We start from the raw sequence: 17036 nt of genomic DNA on the forward strand, positions 1-17036 counted from the left end.
CTGAGTTATACTGCAATTTTTATCACCCATCCGACCAGATCCAACCTTTGTGATCCGGAGTAGTGGAGAACGCATGAAGCCAATTCTGATCACAGGTTCAGGTGTATTTACACCAGCAGAAACCGTCAGTAACGAAGAGCTGGTCGCCAGCTTTAATCAATATGTCGATTTATTTAATGCCGAAAATGCACCAGCAATTGCGGCAGGCGAAGTGGCTGCGCTGGAATATTCCAGCTGTGAATTTATCGAAAAAGCCTCCGGTATTAAATCACGTCACGTGTTGTATAAAGACGGCATTCTGGACCCGCAGGTAATGCAGCCGGTGTTTCGCCGTCGTACTGAAGATGAAATGCCGGAAATGGTCGAAATGGCATTGGCTGCAGCGAAAGAAGCAATCGCCCAGGCGGGTAAAACGCCGGACCAAATTGATTTGATCATCTGTGCCGCGTCAAATATTCAGCGGCCTTATCCGGCGTTATCGATTGAACTGCAGCAACAGCTTGGCGCCAAGGGTTATGCCTTTGATATGAATGTGGCCTGCTCCAGCGCCACTTTTGCTATCAGCAATGCGGTGAATGCGATCCGTGGCGGCACTGCGTCGGTTGTGCTGGTGGTGAACCCTGAATTTGCCTCGCCACAGGTCAACTATACCAGCCGCGACAGTCATTTCATTTTTGGTGATGTGTGCAGCGCAACGATCATCGAAGCGGCTGAAACCGCCACCGCTGATAACAGCTATGAAATAGTTGGTATGCGGTTAAAAACCGAATTTTCCAACAATATCCGTTGTGATGTCAGTTATGTTGAACATTGTTATCCGGATGCCGATCCGCTGACGCCTTTTTTCCGCCAACAAGGCCGCAAAGTATTTAAAGAGCTGTTGCCTTTGGTTGCCGAAGTCATCGAAGGCGAAATGGCGCAGTGTGACGTGACGGCACAGGACTTAAAACGACTGTGGTTGCATCAGGCCAATATTAATATGAATATTTTTGCCGTACGCAAAATCCTCGGGCGTGAACCCGAGCCGGGCGAAGCGCCGCTGGTGCTGGACACTTATGCCAATACCGCGTCGGCCGGTTCAATTATTGCCTTCCATCAAAACAAACAGGGCCTGGCCGTTGGCGACTTTGGTGTGTTGTGTTCGTTTGGTGCCGGTTATTCGATTGGCTGTTTGATCCTCAAACGCGCGAGATAATCTATGCAATAAAAAACGGCAAACCTCTGGTTTGCCGTTTTTTGTTTCACTGACCTGAGTTGATTCGGGTCAGATTTCAGCGCTGATGTTGATCAGCGCCGCCATCAGAGCCGGATCAAAGAATTCTGGTCATACGACACAGGCGAAGGCACAAAGTCGTCAGCCTGCTCGTCATTGCGCCAATCGTTATGGCCTAAGCGGTAGCGAAACTGAAAGCTGCTGTTGTTCGGCAGCGTCAGCGTCAGGCTGAAGTCGCCATTTTTCTGCTTTTTCATCTCGTTGTCCTGCCAGTCGTTAAACTCACCAACCAGAACTACAGATTCGGCAGCTGCCGCTTGCTCGGCCGGCACGACAAATGTCACCTTACAGGCCGGTTTTGTTTTCAGATATTGCTTGCTGATTGCCATGATTCACTCCGTTATGCTGAATAGATCCAAGTGCCCGGCCATACCTTAAGATTTGGGCGATGTGGCAAAACTAGCATAGTCTGTTTGACAACAACATGACACGCAGCGGTGATCCGCAGTGAAAACGTATGCAGATCCGGACTCATTCGTGAATGATATAGCAAGACATGCTTGTGGTTCGTGCGTTTGCAGTCATAACCAGCTTTCGTTGCAGACTAAAGCAGGGTGGCTGAAATATTTAGCAGTATCGGCCGTCAGCTATTGGCCAAAACCAGGATAAAGCCGGGCGCAACCGTTTGCCCCCGGCATGTTGATTAACACTCGATGATATTGACAGCCAAACCGCCGCGCGAAGTTTCTTTGTACTTACTTTGCATATCGCGGCCGGTATCCCACATGGTTTTAATCACTTTATCCAATGAGACTTTGTGCTCACCAGTGCCACGTAATGCCAGACGCGACGCGTTGATGGCCTTTACCGCACCCATCGCATTACGTTCGATGCAAGGCACCTGTACCAGGCCACCAACCGGATCACAGGTCAGGCCAAGATTGTGTTCCATGCCGATCTCGGCGGCATTTTCGACATTGTCGACTGACCCGCCGAGAATTTCGGTAAGCGCACCAGCGGCCATCGAACAGGCCACACCAACTTCACCCTGGCAACCGACTTCGGCACCAGAAATTGAGGCATTTTTCTTATACAAAATGCCAATAGCAGCGGCGGTCAGCAGGTAACGGGTGTAGATCGCCGGCGTGACCGGCTGGATGAATTTGTCGTAATACATCAGCACTGACGGAATAATGCCGGCAGCGCCATTGGTCGGCGCTGTCACCACGCGGCCACCTGCAGCATTTTCTTCATTGACTGCCAGCGCAAATAAATTGACCCAATCCATCACCTGTAGCGGATCTGAGCTTTTTTCTGCGCATAAGCGGTTATACAGGGCCGGCGCGCGACGTTTAACTTTGAGGCCACCCGGCAGAATGCCTTCGGTGCGCATGCCGCGCTGTACGCAGTTGTACATGGTTTGCCAGATCAGGCCCAGTTCGTCCTGGATCTGTTGTTCAGTGCGCAACACTTTTTCATTTTCCATCATCAGTGCGGCGATCGACAGGCCATTTTCTTTGCACAATTTCAGCAGTTCGGCGCCGCTGTTAAATGGGAACGGTGGTGGATTGTTGGCAGCAAACTGACTGGCGGCCTTTTTTTCGTTGGCAAAATCTTCGGCTTTGACAATAAAACCGCCACCGATCGAGAAATAGATTTCACTGAACACAATTTCTTTGTTGGCATCAAAAGCGATTAGCTCCATGCCGTTGCTGTGCTCTTTCAGGGTTTTACGGCGGTGGAACACAATAGCGCCGTCGCGCGGGAAATTCACCACATGGCCGGATGCTAAAGTGATTTGTTGCAGCTCATCCACTTGTTTCAGGATGCCTGGCACCTGATCCGGATCACAGTTTTCCGGCAAAAAACCACAGAGGCCGAGGATCACCGCTTTACCGGTACCATGACCAATGCCGGTCTGGCCTAAAGAGCCATACAATTCGGTTTTGATACTGGTAACGTCTGCTAACCGGCCGCTGGCGGCGAGATTCTCGGTAAATAACTTGGCGGCGCGCATTGGGCCGACGGTATGAGAGCTGGACGGACCGATGCCGATACTGAACATGTCAAAAGCACTGATAATCATAGGGTTGTCTTTTATTGCCTTATAAGAATACGACTATTGTACCGGATGTCATGGCGTTCTGTAACTGATGCTGTCACTGGTCAGTGCTGCTTACAACAATTCAGGCCATAGAGCGGCAAGCGAACGTTACTGTTTGTGGCAGAAAAGCTTTATTCAGCGCACTGGCGGCGTTATTTGTTGTGCCAGCTGATACAACATTTCTGCACTGGCGCCCCATATCAGCTGTTGCTGCCAGGGGATAAAATGCAACTGTTGCCGGCGACCGCGCAGCGGCCAGACTTCCGTTTGCCGGCGCTGCGCCGACAGTGCTTCGTGCAGAGGCACTAGCAGTACCGAATCCACTTCGGTTTGTTGCAGCGTTAAATTTGGCAGTTGATCCAGTACGCCAAGCCAGGGCTCGACGATAAAACCAGTCGACGTATTGATGGCCGGCAACTTGCCGAGTAAGCGGATTTGTGTGGTGGCAATACCGGTTTCTTCATAAGTCTCGCGCAGCGCGGCGGCACAAGATGCTTCACCGTTTTCAATCCTGCCGCCGGGAAAGCTAATTTGTCCCGGGTGATGGCGCAGATGCAAGGCACGCCGGGTCATCAGCAGAGTCCAGATACCCTGATGGCGGAAAATAGGCAATAACACCGCGGCGTTTGGCGTTGTTTGCTCAGCACTGCCGTGTTGCGGGGGTTGCAGTAAAAAGCGGCTGATCCAGAGTTCAGTCTCGGCAAGGGTCATGGTTGTTGTCCGCTACCTTGCATCAGCACCGGTAAGATTTTGCCTACTTTGTCGTAGGTTTCCTGATATTCGGACACTCCTTGTGAATCTGCGACAATACCACCGCCGGCCCAGCAATGAATTTGCTGGTCGGCGATGACTAATGTGCGGATGGCGATATTGGTGTCCATGTGGCCATGCAAACTGATGTAGCCAATGGCACCGCAATAGACATTACGCCGGTGTGGCTCCAGTTCTTCAATGATTTGCATGGCCCGCACTTTGGGCGCGCCGGTAATAGATCCGCCGGGAAAAGCTGCGCGCAATGCATCAATTGGCTGATATAAATCATCCAGTTGTCCGGTGACTGTGCTGACCAGATGATGCACCGCCGGAAATGATTCGATGGCAAACAACGCGGGGACGCGGACAGTGCCTGGCGTGCAAACTTTGCCAAGGTCATTGCGTAGCAAGTCCACTATCATCACATTTTCGGCGCGATCTTTTGTCGATTGACGCAGCGCTTCGGCGCTTTGTGCATCCAGCTCTGGATCAGAAAACCGTGGTTTGGTGCCTTTAATTGGCTTGGTTTCCACCTGCCGGGCTTTTACTTCAATAAACCGCTCTGGTGAAATTGACAGCACCGCAGCATCTGCCAGACGGATAAAAGCCGAAAAGGGCGCCTGGTTACTGTGCCGCAGCTGTAGATAAGCACTGTAGGCGTCACCTTCAAATCCGGCAGTAAAACGCTGCGCCAGATTAATCTGATAACAATCGCCGCTTTGCAGGTACTGCTGAATACGCTCGAATTTCTGCAGGTAATCAGCCTGACTCATATTGGCCTGCCAGGGCGATGTCAGCGCAAAAGCAGCCGCAGACGGCTGCTGACCGGGCGCCTGCAGCGCGTCGGCAAACAGCGCCTGATACAACGGGAAACTTTGTTCAGCCTGACCTTCGGCATCAACAAACCACAGCTGTTGCAGCTGTTTATCCAGCACCAGTGCGTGGCGATAAATGCCGATTGCCAGGTCAGGCATCTGGATATCAGCCAGTGCCAGCTGTGGCAGTTTTTCGGTGACGCGGCCGAGGTCATAACCAAAAAAACCAACTGCGCCGCCAACAAAAGGCAGCCTGGTCACGTCGGCCGGTAACTGCGGTAACAACTCAAGCTGCAGTTGTTTTAATAGCAAAAATGGGTCCGCATCGCTGACTTGTTGACGCGGCTGTGCCGAGTCGAAGTAATGCACCTGACAGTGTCTGCCCGTTGCGGTCAGGCATGCCAATGGCCGGCATACCAGAATGTCATACCGGCTATTGGGGTGGTCTGGAGCAGCCGAATCGAGCAACATCGCAAATGGCTCTGCTGCTACAGTACGAAAACAGCCGGTTAAATCGGTTACAACCGACGACACAAGAAACTGCACAGACATAACCACAGACTCAATCAATTTTCGGCGGCAGCCGGGATGTCAGAACCGATGAATTCAGCATGAACTGACTAGCCGCCTCTACAGGATGCGCGTTATGATAGCAGCCCTGCTTAAAATGAGAAGCAGTGCCGGACCAGGCAAGGGTCGGGTGCTGTAAAAACACCATATGTAAGTTGCATCAAAAAAAGATCAGGGCAGCCGGTGCGCTGACTGCCCCTAACCACGCAGAAGGGCACCCTATGACGGTTATTCGCCAGCAAGATTTTATCGACAGCATCGAAGATGCGTTGCAATACATTTCTTATTACCACCCGTTGGATTTTATTCAGGCCTTAGAAAAGGCGTATCACAAAGAACAAAATCCGGCCGCCAAAGACGCCATCGCGCAAATTCTGATTAACTCACGGATGTCCGCTCAGGGCCACCGGCCGATTTGCCAGGACACTGGTATCGTCACCTGTTTTGTTAATATCGGTATGGACGTCAAATGGGACAAAACCGACATGACAGTGCAGGAAATGGTCGATGAGGGCACCCGTCGTGCTTACATGAACCCAATGAACCCGCTGCGTGCCTCGATTGTGATGGACCCGGCCGGTTCGCGTAAAAATACCAAAGACAACACACCAGCGGTGGTGCACATCAATCTGGTCGCTGGCCATCATGTTGAAGTGGCTATTGCCGCCAAAGGCGGTGGCAGCGAAAACAAAACCAAAATGGTGATGTTGAACCCGTCTGATTCTGTCGTCGACTGGGTGCTGGAAACTTTACCAAAAATGGGCGCTGGCTGGTGTCCGCCAGGCATGCTCGGCATTGGTATTGGCGGTACCGCGGAAAAAGCTGCGGTTCTGGCCAAAGAAGCGCTGATGGAAAGCGTCGACATGCAGGACCTGCTGGAAAGAGGTGCAGAGACCGGCGAAGAGAAACTGCGCGTTGAGCTGTACGAAAAGGTCAACAAACTGGGGATTGGCGCGCAGGGCCTTGGCGGTTTAACCACAGTGGTCGACGTCAAAATCAAATCAGCGCCGACGCATGCGGCGTCAAAACCTGTGGTGATGATCCCGAACTGTGCGGCGACCCGTCACGTGCATTTCCATTTAGACGGTTCAGGCCCGGCACACTTACCAGTACCAAAACTGGAAGACTGGCCAGAAGTGACCTGGGAGTTGGGCCAAAACGTACGCCGGGTCAATCTCGATACAGTGACTCCTGCTGACGTGCTGGAATGGCAAGCCGGTGAAACTGTGCTGCTGTCCGGCAAGATGCTAACCGGCCGTGATGCGGCGCATAAACGTATTGCCGATATGCTGGCCAAAGGTGAAGCATTACCGGACGGTGTGGATTTCAAAAACCGCTTTATCTATTACGTCGGCCCGGTCGATGCGGTCGGTGACGAAGTGGTCGGCCCGGCAGGCCCAACCACAGCAACGCGGATGGATAAATTTACCGACATGATGCTGGGCCAGACTGGTTTATTGGGCATGATCGGTAAATCTGAACGCGGTGATAAAACCGTTGCCAGCATTAAAGAGCACAAAGCGGTGTATTTGATGGCCGTCGGTGGCGCTGCGTACCTGGTATCCAAAGCGATTAAAAAATCCCGCGTGGTGGCTTTTGCCGACTTAGGCATGGAAGCGATTTACGAATTTGACGTCGAAGATATGCCGGTGACTGTGGCTGTCGACAGCCAGGGCAATAACGTACACGACCAAGGGCCGGCGATTTGGAAAGTCAAAATCGCCGAGGCGGCAAAAGCCTGATAAGCTCGATAAACAGCGCGTCTGCAGGCAACTTCAGGCGCGTTTTTACAATAAGAACTATATAAACAACCAAATTTGCGACAACGGAGTATCCAGATGAAAGCTTGGGGAATTCTGGTCAGTGCCTTGCTGGTGGCAGCAGGGGCACAGGCGAAAACCAATCTGACGATTGAGCACCTAAACAAACTGAATAAAATTTACGACGTCCAGGTCTCGCCGGATGGCCGTTATGTGGTCTATGGCCAGAAAAATGGTGGTCTTGCGCCCGCCGACACCACGGCTGACCTGTATTTACTCGATGTACAGGATGGCAACAAAGTGCGTCGTCTAACCGAAAGCGCCGGCCGCGAACATGATGTGCGTTTTAACGCCGACGGTACGGCTGTATATTTCCTGGCAGACCGTTCCGGTTCCAGCCAGCTGTGGCGTTTGCCGCTGACTGGCGGCGAAGCCCGACAGGTCACAGATCTGCCACTTGATGTGCAAGGTTACATGGTGTCGGCAGATGACAAAAAATTAGTGCTGACGCTGGATGTGAAACCAGGTTGTAAAGACTTAGCCTGTACCGTCACACATAACAAAACAACTGCTGAGAAAAAAGACAGCGCGACGGCCTACGATTCTTTAATGGTGCGGCATTGGGATACCTGGGAAGATGGGCTGAAGAATCATTTCTTCGTTGCTGACATCGCAGAAACTGCAATCAAAGATGCCAAAGACTTAATGCCGGAATGGGACACAGATGTCGCCGGTACCAGCGAAGCGGCTTTTACGCCGGACGGCAAAAACCTGGTATTCAGTGCCAAAATCCCGGCGGCTGATCAAAGCTGGCATACCAATTTTGATATTTTTCAGGTGTCGTTAAATGGTGGCCAGAAAATCAATCTGACCAAAGACAATCCGGCCTGGGATGCCAAACCAAAATTCTCCGGCGATGGTCGTTATATGGCGTATCTGGCGATGAAAAAGCCAGTGTATGAAGCCGACCGTTTTGGTCTGATCCTGCTGGATCTGGTGACCGGCGAGCGCAAAGAACTGGCGCCGCAGTGGGACCGCTCGGTAGAAGACTATGTGTTTGCGCCGGATAACCGCACCGTTTATGTCACTGCACAGGACTTAGGGCAGAAAGGCATTTTTGCCATCGACCATGCCTTTGGTGAAGTCAGTAAAGTCTATAGCAACGGCAGTGCAGGCGACGTCGCCGTGCGCGGCAGCAATGTGTTTTTCACCAATCACCAGCTCAATGCGCCGGCGGACATTTATCAGCTGAAAAACAGCGGTGGCGAAGCTTACCCGCTGACGCAGGTCAACGCATTGACATTAAAAGACATTCAGTTGGCTGAATTTGAACAATTCAGTTTCCCTGGCGCCAATGATGAAACGGTCTACGGCTACTGGATGAAACCGTGGAACTTTGAAGCGGGTAAAAAATATCCGATTGCCTTTATTGTGCATGGCGGCCCACAAGGCAGTTTTGGCAATATGTTTAATACGCGCTGGAATGCGCAGTTATGGGCCGCGCAGGGTTATGGCGTCGTGATGATCGATTTCCACGGCTCGACCGGTTATGGCCAGGCTTTCACCGATGCAATTGCGCGGGATTGGGGCGGCAAGCCACTGGAAGATTTGAAAAAAGGTCTGGCATTTGTCACCGAGCAGCAAACATGGCTGGATAAAGATAATGCCTGTGCTTTGGGTGCGTCTTACGGTGGTTTTATGATGAACTGGATCGCCGGCAACTGGACTGATGGGTTCAAGTGTTTAGTGACGCACGCCGGTTTGTTTGATCTGCCAAGTTTCTATGGCAGTACTGAGGAATTGTGGTTCCCGGAACATGACATGGGTGGGCCAGTTTGGGATAAAGCGGCGGACTATCAGAAGTTCAATCCAGCCGCTTTTGTTGATAACTGGAAAACGCCGATGCTGGTCATTCACGGTCTGAAAGACTACCGCGTGCCTTACGCGCAGGGTTTGGGCGCTTATACTACTTTGCAACGCAAGGGCATTCCTTCCCGGCTGGTAATTTTTCCTGATGAAAACCATTGGATTATGAAACCGGCCAATTCAGAGCGTTGGTATAACGAAATCTTCAGCTGGATGAAACAACACACTGCAAAATAGTCAGAAAAACTTACAATAAAAACCCGCCACGTGCGGGTTTATTGTTATCTATGCGCCAGATCGGCGCATTTATCAGCAGAAAGTTATTGTCTGCTGCTTAAAAGTTGCAAATACAAAACCCTTGTATATCTTTGTAGAACAACGCGTTTAGCGTTCCGGTTTTGCCTCAGCCATAAGGATGTGTGGATATGCGCTTCACCACGAAAATCAGACTGATTAGTCTGGTTACCGCTTTAATTCCATTAATTGTTGCCACTTTCATTGTCACGCTGTTAGCCCGTGCTGAATTATTCAGTCAGGCCGAAGCCAAATTAACGGCTGTGCGGGAAATCAAGCAGCGCCAAATCGAAGCGATGTTTGAGGATTTTGCTGCCGGGCTAAATACCGTTGGTGCGATCGTTGCCGCCGGTTTTCAGCCGCAGCAGCCGTTAGCACTGCACGGTTCACTGCAGGCGATTGGTCGCGAACTTGGGTTTTATGATGTGTTTGTTATCGCGCCTGATGGTCAGGTGGTTTACAGCGCTGCGCGTGAAGCTGATTTTCAAAGCAATCTGATCAATGGTGCTTATGCCAATTCCAATTTAGCCAAAGCGTATCAACGTGCCCGCAGCCAGGCGGGTCAACTGATCCTGGAAGATTTCCAGCCATATGCACCTTCTAAAGGTGAGCCAGCTGCGTTTATGGCCAAAAGTATCAGTCTGGCTGACCAGCAATATGTGATCGCCGTGCAATTGTCGATTGATAAAATCAACGCAGTGATGCAGGTGCGCGAAGGGATGGGCCAAAGCGGCGAAAGTTATCTGGTGGGGCCGGACCAGCGCATGCGCTCTGACTCATATCTTGATAGTCGCAATCACACAGTACGAGCGTCTTTTGCCGGCGCAGTCAGTACGCACGGCGTAGACACTGAAGCGGCGACTGCAGCATTAAAAGGCCAGGCCGGCTTAATGTATATCGATGATTACAATGGCAACCCGGTGGTGTCGGCTTTTGCACCGGTCAACGCCTTTGGTTTGCAGTGGGCATTGCTGGCTGAAGTCGATGTGGCGGAGATTGCCGCACCCGCGCAGCGGATGTTGTGGATTGGTCTGCTGGTCATAGTGGTCGCCATTGTTGCTGCAGTATTGGTGGCCAAACTGGTGACCGGCTTTGTGTTAAATCCATTGGGCGGCGAACCGGCCGAAATGGTCCATTTGACCAGTGTGATTGCCAATGGTGATTTAACTATGCCGCTGCAGGCGAAAACGTCGTCTAGTCTGATGGGCTGGTTAGGTCGGATGCAGCAGCAGTTGCGACAAATTGTGAGTCAATTGGTTGGCGTCGGCCACGCGCTGGAAATGGCGGCTGCAGCGAACTCTGCAGCGATGACCCAGGCCGATGGCAGTATGCAGTTGCAGGCGCGCGAGACCGAAATGCTGGCAACTGCGGTGGAAGAGATGAGTTATGCCGCCGCTGAAATCGGCAGCAATACCGTGAAAGCGGCTGACGAGGTCAATGGTTGTCAGCATAATGCGACGGCTCTGAACCAGACGATTGGCCACGTCAGCGCGGGGCTGGAGCGTACCATCAGTGCTTTTGATCAGATGCGGGTCCAGGTGAGTCAGCTTGATCAGGATAGTCAGAAGATCGCCTCAGTGGTGGCAGTGATCACGGCAATTGCAGATCAGACCAACCTACTGGCGTTAAATGCCGCGATTGAAGCGGCGCGCGCCGGTGAACAAGGCCGGGGTTTCGCTGTTGTTGCAGACGAGGTTCGGCAGTTAGCCGGCAAGGTTCAGCTGGCGACCCGGGATATCGCTTTGGTGATCCAGGGCATTCTGCAGATCTCCGCCCATTTATCCGGCAGCAGTGATGCATGTGCCGACATTGCTCACAGTGCCAAAATAGAAGCCGAACAAATGCTGGGGCAGGTCAGCCAGATCAATGAACGGCTGCAGTCGCTGAAAGGATTGATGGCGCAAACGGCAACCGCTGCTGAAGAGCAAACCAGTGTCAGTGCAACTTTAGCCCGCAGTGTATCCAGCCTCAGCGCTGCCGCTGAAGAAAATAGCACAGCGATCAGTGAAGTGGCGCATAACACCCAGAGTTTATTGGGTCTTGCCAACGAGCTGGGTCTGACGGTTGGACAATTTAAAGTATGACGGCGGTTTATTGATGAGTTTTGGTTTTAATGCGGCACGGGCCTATTGTCTGGAGCAACCCGGCAGCGTTGAAGATTTTCCGTTTGGGCCAGATATATACGTGTACAAATCTCACACTAAAGTCTTTGCGATCCTGACGGAAAAAGACACACTGGCGCGGATCAATCTTAAAGCAGATCCGACCGAAGCTGTGATGTTACGCCAGCTGTTTGCCGCGGTGACGCCTGGGTATCACATGAATAAAACACACTGGAATACGGTAATGCTGGACGGAACAGTACCGGTGAATGAAATTAAACGGCAAATTGATAATTCCTGGGCGCTGATCCAACCGAAACGGCGGCGCAAAGCAGCGCAGGGCCCAACACCGGATTGATTAGGTCTGGTCTGTTTTTTGATACAGGCGCTGGCGGATAAACAACTGTTCGATTTCAGTACGGGCCCATGGTGTTTTGCGCAAAAATTTCAGACTGGAGTTAATGCTCGGGTCATTGGTGAAGCAGTTCAATTTGACTTGTTTCGCCAGGCCCGCAAAGCCACCATTCTGGGCAAGTAATAGTTCAAGGATCTGTTGCAAAGTAAAACCGTGTAACGGATTTTTCGGTTGCGGTGCTGACATCAGGGTTTTACTCCGGGTTTGGCCGATTCAACCGGTTTGACCGGCTCAGCGACAGGATGGGGTGGTGCAACCGGGATCTGGGGGCGCTGGCCGGCCGGTGCCAATAACGAGCGCCAGATGCCACCGAGTTTTTCATCTTCGCTGCCAATAGACAGGCTGGAACCCGGCAATAACGGGCTTGGTGCCGCCAATCCTTCAACTTTCAGACCATCTAATTGCCAGAAGATCCGGCTGGATGCCAACAGCCGCACTGGCTCAACTGCCTGAGGGTCAACCAGCGCTACCTGATAGATAAAGGAGCTGAATGGACCGGCCGGACCAGCTTCTCGTACGGCGCTGGCCCAAAGCACATTCGATTCCAGATACAGATCTGCGATATCACGCTGATAGGGCTCATTGTGATCCGGCAGTGGTGGCAACACAGTCAATCGCTGTGGCGACCATAAAATTTGCCCGGCAGCGATATCAAAATCACCATGCACCAGACCACCACGACGTTGTTCGCCACCGCGTTCACCTAGCACAAGCAAATAGCGATTCGCCGCTTTTTGTGCACAGACCAAACCTTCAAACTGATCACCTTGTTGTTGCGGATTGTTATCAGACAATACCGGCAACGGATAACTGGCCAATACACGGGCATAGCTGGTCTGCAACAGCTGGATATGGAATAACCGGCCAAATTCACCTTGCCAGCTGCCTGATTCAGCAACTAAAAACTCGTTCGGCCGACCGGGCAGAGCACAAGCGCTTTCCAGATCATTCGACATCTGATCTTCTGGCCAGTTGCTAACCGGGATCGGCTGATAACGCGGCGCTTTGTCGGCAAAAACCTGCAATACACCTAAACGCTCGCCCGGGTTGGATATTTTTTTATCCTGCACTATCAGATAACGATCTGGTTCAATTTGCGCCATGCCACTGATACCTGGCAGTGCCGGCGTAGCTTGTGACCGGCTGAGGGTGAACCAACGCGGATCGAGCGGCATTTGAAATAACAGCGGCGCCATTTTCAGAAAATGCGGCGTGTTGACTTCACATTGCACATTATCCGGATAATGTTGTTTCCACGGATCATTCGCCAGATACAAGGTCTGACCATGCACGGCCACGCCTTCCAGTGCAGTTTGTACCACGCGTTCGTACACCGGGCACAAGCCGGAATTATCGGTACCGACAAAGAACTGCAATGGCTGGACAAAAGGCCGCACACGGTTGGTCAGGTCAAATACCCACAACTCATCATCATTGCGCGCGGCGGCGATCAGATAACCCGGATGGCCTGGTACCGGGCTTGGCATAAAATCAAGGTCATTAATTGGATGACCCCGGTCATCTAAATCCGGTAACGTCAGGTTGGCATCAATGACTTTAATAAAATTATCCCGCGTCCAGAAATCCGGCGTCAGCCGGGTTTTAAAAATAGCCGGCAGACCGGCCATGTTTTTTTCCAAACCAAGGTACAGGTTCTGATGGTCATCAATCGCCAGCCCTTCAATGCCATCATTTGGTAAGTTGCCAACGTTGGCATCGGCCGGAAACTGTACTGGCCGCACGGCGGTGATTTGGGCGCGCGTCAACGCAGCATCAATACTGATCTTCAACAACAAAGTTGGATAGGAGGTTGAATTGGTCTGGGAGAATTTGCGTGCACAGGCCGGGCTCAGTTGGGCGCGGCTGGCATCTTCAGTGACGGTGATTAACGTCTGCTGGTCAACTCTATCCCAGGTTAATGCTTCTAAATCGGGAGAATTGGCCAGATAGTCGCCGAAACAGCTTTTACGCACATCATCTGACAATGTAATCGGGATTGGTGCAGTCACAAAACGGCCGGTATCTGGAGTAAGGCGGAAAATTTTCATCCGAAGATCAGGGGCTGCGCTTTGATCGCCGAGGCTTAGCAGTTCACCATTCCACCAGGTCAGACCTGATGTTTGTGGATCAGCCAGGCTCTGCCCCTGTAAATCGGTGATCCATAAACCGGTTAAGGCCTGACTGGCATTGACAGTTGGGGTATAAATGGCAATAAAAACAAAGCAAAACAGAGATTTGACTAACAGATTCATGGTGCTCTCAACAGTGCGTCAGTTGGAATAACTGCAGGCGGCTCTGACAACAAAGCGGCTAATCTAGCAGAAATTCGCCAGCCGGAATACAGCAGTGAGAGAAGTGAATGCAGGACTGCGACGAAATTGGCCCGAACTGTCACGGTCAGGCTTAGCAAAAACAACCCCGGCACCGGGCCGGGGTTGTCAGCAGCGATTTAATACCCCTGTTCGTGCACGTCGCGCACGGCACGGCCCGATGGGTCGGTCAGTTGCGCCATTTTTGCATCCCAGGCCAGCGCCTCAGGAGTTGAACAAGCTACAGATTTGCCGCCTGGCACGCAGGCAATTGCAGCCGGATGCGGGAAGTGCTCTTCAAAGATAGTGCGGTACAAATAGCCTTCTTTGGTATCCGGTGTATTGACCGGGAAGCGGAAGCTGGCGGTTGCCATCTGTTGGTCCGACACTTCTTTTTCGGCAAAAGCTTTTAAGCTGTCAATCCAGCTGTAACCGACACCATCGGAGAACTGCTCTTTTTGCCGCCACAGAATCTCTTTTGGCAACAAGCCTTCAAAAGATTCACGCAGGATATGTTTTTCCATTTTGCCGTTGCCACACATTTTGGCTTGTGGGTTCAGGCGCATCGCGACATCCATAAAATGTTTGTCGAGGAATGGCACCCGGGCTTCGATACCCCAGGCTGACATGGCTTTATTGGCGCGGTTACAGTCGAACATGTGTAAGCGGTCCAGTTTGCGCAATGTTTCTTCGTGGAACTCTTTGGCATTCGGCGCTTTGTGGAAATACAGATAACCACCAAAGATCTCATCCGACCCTTCACCAGACAGCACCATCTTGATGCCCATCGCCTTGATTTTACGTGCCATCAAATACATCGGCGTCGATGCTCGGATAGTGGTGACATCGTAAGTTTCAAGGAAATACACCACGTCACGCAGCGCATCTATCCCTTCCTGCACCGTGAAATTCACTTCATGGTGCACAGTGCCGATGGCATCAGCGACGGTCCGTGCTGCTTTTAAATCCGGTGAACCCGGTAAACCCACCGCAAATGAGTGCAGACGTGGCCACCATGCTTCCGAAGCGCCATCGTCTTCGACGCGGTTACGGGCAAATTGCTGTGTGATGGCTGAGATCAGACTCGAATCCAGCCCACCGGATAACAACACGCCATATGGCACGTCAGACATCAGGTGGCTTTTCACTGACTGTTCCAGTGCAGCTTTGAGTTCGCCCAAATCGGCCGGATTATCTTTGACTGCGTCATAGCTCATCCAGCTGCGCTGATAGTATTTCACCAGCTTACCGATCTTCGAATCAAAATAATGTCCTGGCGGGAATTCCTGCATTTGTTTACAGACTGGCACTAAAGCTTTTAATTCCGACGCGACATACAGCTGGCCATGCTCGTCATAACCGTAATACAGCGGAATAATGCCAATATGGTCGCGGGCGATCAGATAACGCTGCTGTTCAGCGTCATACAGAATAAAGGCAAACATACCCTGTAGCTGGTCGATAAACTCAGCGCCGTGTTCCAGGTACAACGGCAGGATCACTTCACAGTCCGATTTGGTCTGGAAGCTGTAGTCGACGGTTAAATTTTTCTCTAAATTCTTGTGATTATAAATCTCACCATTCACTGCCAGAATGTGATTTCGATTTGGATTAATCAGCGGCTGCGCACCGTTTTCAGTATCTACAATCGCCAGACGTTCATGGACGAGAATGGCATTATTATCATTCCAGACCCCAGACCAGTCAGGACCGCGGTGGCGTAATAACTTAGATAACTGTAGCGCCTGCTGACGCAACGCTTTAACATCCGTTTTGATGTCAAGCACCCCAAATATCGAACACATGGTAAAAACTCCGTATTGGTTAATCCGAAAAAAATCATTTCATTTGGCAGTATGTACGTTTAGACGTACCTCTCTGACTCTGCCAGCATGGGCAGAAATTGCAAGCGCTTTTTGCCGCTTTTTGCAAAGTAACCAGGCCTGGAGCCTTTCAGTGGTGCGGTCAAACTAATGATAACTACGAAAAATCAACGTTTTGTTGCGCCAGAACGATGGGATGCACAAATCCTCCGTGATCATCCGGCATACCATTGGCTGTGTGCTGTATTGCCGTTGGCCAGCCAAACGAATTTCCCAACGCCGACAATACTGACGGACTGGATGCAACAGCTGCAGCCGGACAGTGGCTTGGACTTTGTCGATGCCACCATTTGCCAGGATGACCCGCGTTATTACGAAGTGCTGATTGCCGAGACCAGGCAAATCCCGACACGGCTGAATAACTGGCATGATTTGTTTGGCGCCTGTATCTGGACGTTGTTTCCTCGCAGCAAACAAGCGCTGAATCAGCGCCACCTGAGCGAAATCGCTTTGCATGGCAGTAAAAACCGTTCACCACTGCGCCACCAACTGACATTATTTGATGAATGTGGTGTCTTGTTATTATGTCCGCCAGACCAACAGGATTTGGTCGACGCTTTACGGGCGCATCAGTGGCAACACGCATTCTGGTTACGGCGGGAGTGCTGGCAGCACGATAGCGGAGTGACGCCGCTGATCTTTGGTCATGCTAATTATGAAATGCTGACCCGGCCTTTTATTGGTCTGACGGCCAAATTGTGGCCACTGCCAGTCCCGACAGAATTCTGTGATTGGCCATTGCCGCAACAACTTGATTTCGTTGATACTGCACTAAGTAAACAAATTGCAGAATTCACGTTAACTGATTTTCGCCAGCAGATGAGTCCTCTACCATTACTGGGCATTCCCGGTTGGTATCAGGATTTGCAGACTGTAGCCTTTTATCAGGATGTTAGTTATTTCCGGCCAAAACGGCAAGCGACTGTCATTGGTTAGTGATACTGCCCTCGCA

13 protein-coding genes are annotated in these 17036 nt (G+C 51.5%); 6 read left to right on the forward strand and 7 right to left on the reverse strand.

Annotated features, from left to right (window positions below):
* Positions 1-73 precede the first annotated feature (73 nt).
* Positions 74-1195 carry a beta-ketoacyl-ACP synthase III gene (locus ATY27_RS13435; protein WP_208931141.1) on the forward strand — a complete coding sequence of 374 codons (1122 nt, stop codon included), beginning with the start codon at positions 74-76 and terminating at the stop codon, positions 1193-1195.
* 104 nt (positions 1196-1299) lie between these two features.
* On the opposite strand, the gene ATY27_RS13440 is transcribed toward ATY27_RS13435, so the two are convergent.
* From ATY27_RS13440 to pabB, 4 genes are all read right to left on the reverse strand, one after another.
* Positions 1300-1602, reverse strand: a complete 303-nt coding sequence (locus ATY27_RS13440; RefSeq protein WP_208931142.1) for an isoamylase early set domain-containing protein — start codon at positions 1600-1602, stop codon at positions 1300-1302.
* A 314-nt stretch (positions 1603-1916) separates the two neighbouring features.
* On the reverse strand, positions 1917-3299 hold the full coding sequence (locus ATY27_RS13445; protein ID WP_279614559.1) for an L-serine ammonia-lyase: 1383 nt from the start codon (positions 3297-3299) through the stop codon (positions 1917-1919).
* A 153-nt stretch (positions 3300-3452) separates the two neighbouring features.
* Complete coding sequence (locus ATY27_RS13450) at positions 3453-4028, reverse strand: CoA pyrophosphatase (protein ID WP_208931143.1); 576 nt, start codon at positions 4026-4028, stop codon at positions 3453-3455.
* Positions 4025-5419, reverse strand: a complete 1395-nt coding sequence (gene pabB, locus ATY27_RS13455; protein WP_244151310.1) for an aminodeoxychorismate synthase component I — start codon at positions 5417-5419, stop codon at positions 4025-4027. The genes ATY27_RS13450 and pabB overlap by 4 nt, the downstream gene beginning before the upstream one ends.
* A gap of 257 nt (positions 5420-5676) precedes the next feature.
* On the opposite strand from pabB, the gene ATY27_RS13460 reads away from it, so the two are divergent.
* The 4 genes from ATY27_RS13460 (at position 5677) to ATY27_RS13475 (ending at position 11835) form a co-directional block, all read left to right on the forward strand.
* Complete coding sequence (locus ATY27_RS13460) at positions 5677-7197, forward strand: fumarate hydratase (RefSeq protein ID WP_208931145.1); 1521 nt, start codon at positions 5677-5679, stop codon at positions 7195-7197.
* 96 nt (positions 7198-7293) lie between these two features.
* Positions 7294-9318 (forward strand): S9 family peptidase, encoded by a 2025-nt coding sequence (locus ATY27_RS13465; RefSeq protein ID WP_208931146.1) that lies wholly within the window; start codon positions 7294-7296, stop codon positions 9316-9318.
* Positions 9319-9506: 188 nt separating this feature from the next.
* Positions 9507-11459, forward strand: coding sequence for a methyl-accepting chemotaxis protein (locus ATY27_RS13470; RefSeq protein ID WP_208931147.1), 1953 nt, complete (start codon positions 9507-9509; stop codon positions 11457-11459).
* Positions 11440-11835 (forward strand): MmcQ/YjbR family DNA-binding protein, encoded by a 396-nt coding sequence (locus ATY27_RS13475; protein WP_244151311.1) that lies wholly within the window; start codon positions 11440-11442, stop codon positions 11833-11835. The genes ATY27_RS13470 and ATY27_RS13475 overlap by 20 nt, the downstream gene beginning before the upstream one ends.
* On the opposite strand, the gene ATY27_RS13480 is transcribed toward ATY27_RS13475, so the two are convergent.
* From ATY27_RS13480 to asnB, 3 genes are all read right to left on the reverse strand, one after another.
* On the reverse strand, positions 11836-12078 hold the full coding sequence (locus ATY27_RS13480) for a VF530 family protein (RefSeq protein WP_208931148.1): 243 nt from the start codon (positions 12076-12078) through the stop codon (positions 11836-11838).
* On the reverse strand, positions 12078-14144 hold the full coding sequence (locus ATY27_RS13485) for a hypothetical protein (protein WP_208931149.1): 2067 nt from the start codon (positions 14142-14144) through the stop codon (positions 12078-12080). The genes ATY27_RS13480 and ATY27_RS13485 overlap by 1 nt, the downstream gene beginning before the upstream one ends.
* 197 nt (positions 14145-14341) lie before the next feature.
* On the reverse strand, positions 14342-16006 hold the full coding sequence (gene asnB, locus ATY27_RS13490; RefSeq protein WP_208931150.1) for an asparagine synthase B: 1665 nt from the start codon (positions 16004-16006) through the stop codon (positions 14342-14344).
* Positions 16007-16174: 168 nt separating this feature from the next.
* Here asnB and ATY27_RS13495 point away from each other — a divergent pair, with 168 nt between their 5' ends.
* Positions 16175-17020 (forward strand): DUF3025 domain-containing protein, encoded by an 846-nt coding sequence (locus ATY27_RS13495; protein WP_208931151.1) that lies wholly within the window; start codon positions 16175-16177, stop codon positions 17018-17020.
* The last annotated feature ends 16 nt before the right edge of the window (positions 17021-17036 follow it).

The organism is Rheinheimera sp. F8 (assembly GCF_001518915.1).

Coding starts and splice junctions, on each gene's coding strand:
- ATY27_RS13435 (WP_208931141.1), top strand. CDS start 74: ATGAAGCCAATTCTGATCACAGGTTCAGGTGTATTTACACCAGCAGAA.
- ATY27_RS13440 (WP_208931142.1), bottom strand. CDS start 1,602: ATGGCAATCAGCAAGCAATATCTGAAAACAAAACCGGCCTGTAAGGTG.
- ATY27_RS13445 (WP_279614559.1), bottom strand. CDS start 3,299: ATGATTATCAGTGCTTTTGACATGTTCAGTATCGGCATCGGTCCGTCC.
- ATY27_RS13450 (WP_208931143.1), bottom strand. CDS start 4,028: ATGACCCTTGCCGAGACTGAACTCTGGATCAGCCGCTTTTTACTGCAA.
- ATY27_RS13460 (WP_208931145.1), top strand. CDS start 5,677: ATGACGGTTATTCGCCAGCAAGATTTTATCGACAGCATCGAAGATGCG.
- ATY27_RS13465 (WP_208931146.1), top strand. CDS start 7,294: ATGAAAGCTTGGGGAATTCTGGTCAGTGCCTTGCTGGTGGCAGCAGGG.
- ATY27_RS13470 (WP_208931147.1), top strand. CDS start 9,507: ATGCGCTTCACCACGAAAATCAGACTGATTAGTCTGGTTACCGCTTTA.
- ATY27_RS13480 (WP_208931148.1), bottom strand. CDS start 12,078: ATGTCAGCACCGCAACCGAAAAATCCGTTACACGGTTTTACTTTGCAA.
- ATY27_RS13485 (WP_208931149.1), bottom strand. CDS start 14,144: ATGAATCTGTTAGTCAAATCTCTGTTTTGCTTTGTTTTTATTGCCATT.
- asnB (WP_208931150.1), bottom strand. CDS start 16,006: ATGTGTTCGATATTTGGGGTGCTTGACATCAAAACGGATGTTAAAGCG.
- ATY27_RS13495 (WP_208931151.1), top strand. CDS start 16,175: ATGATAACTACGAAAAATCAACGTTTTGTTGCGCCAGAACGATGGGAT.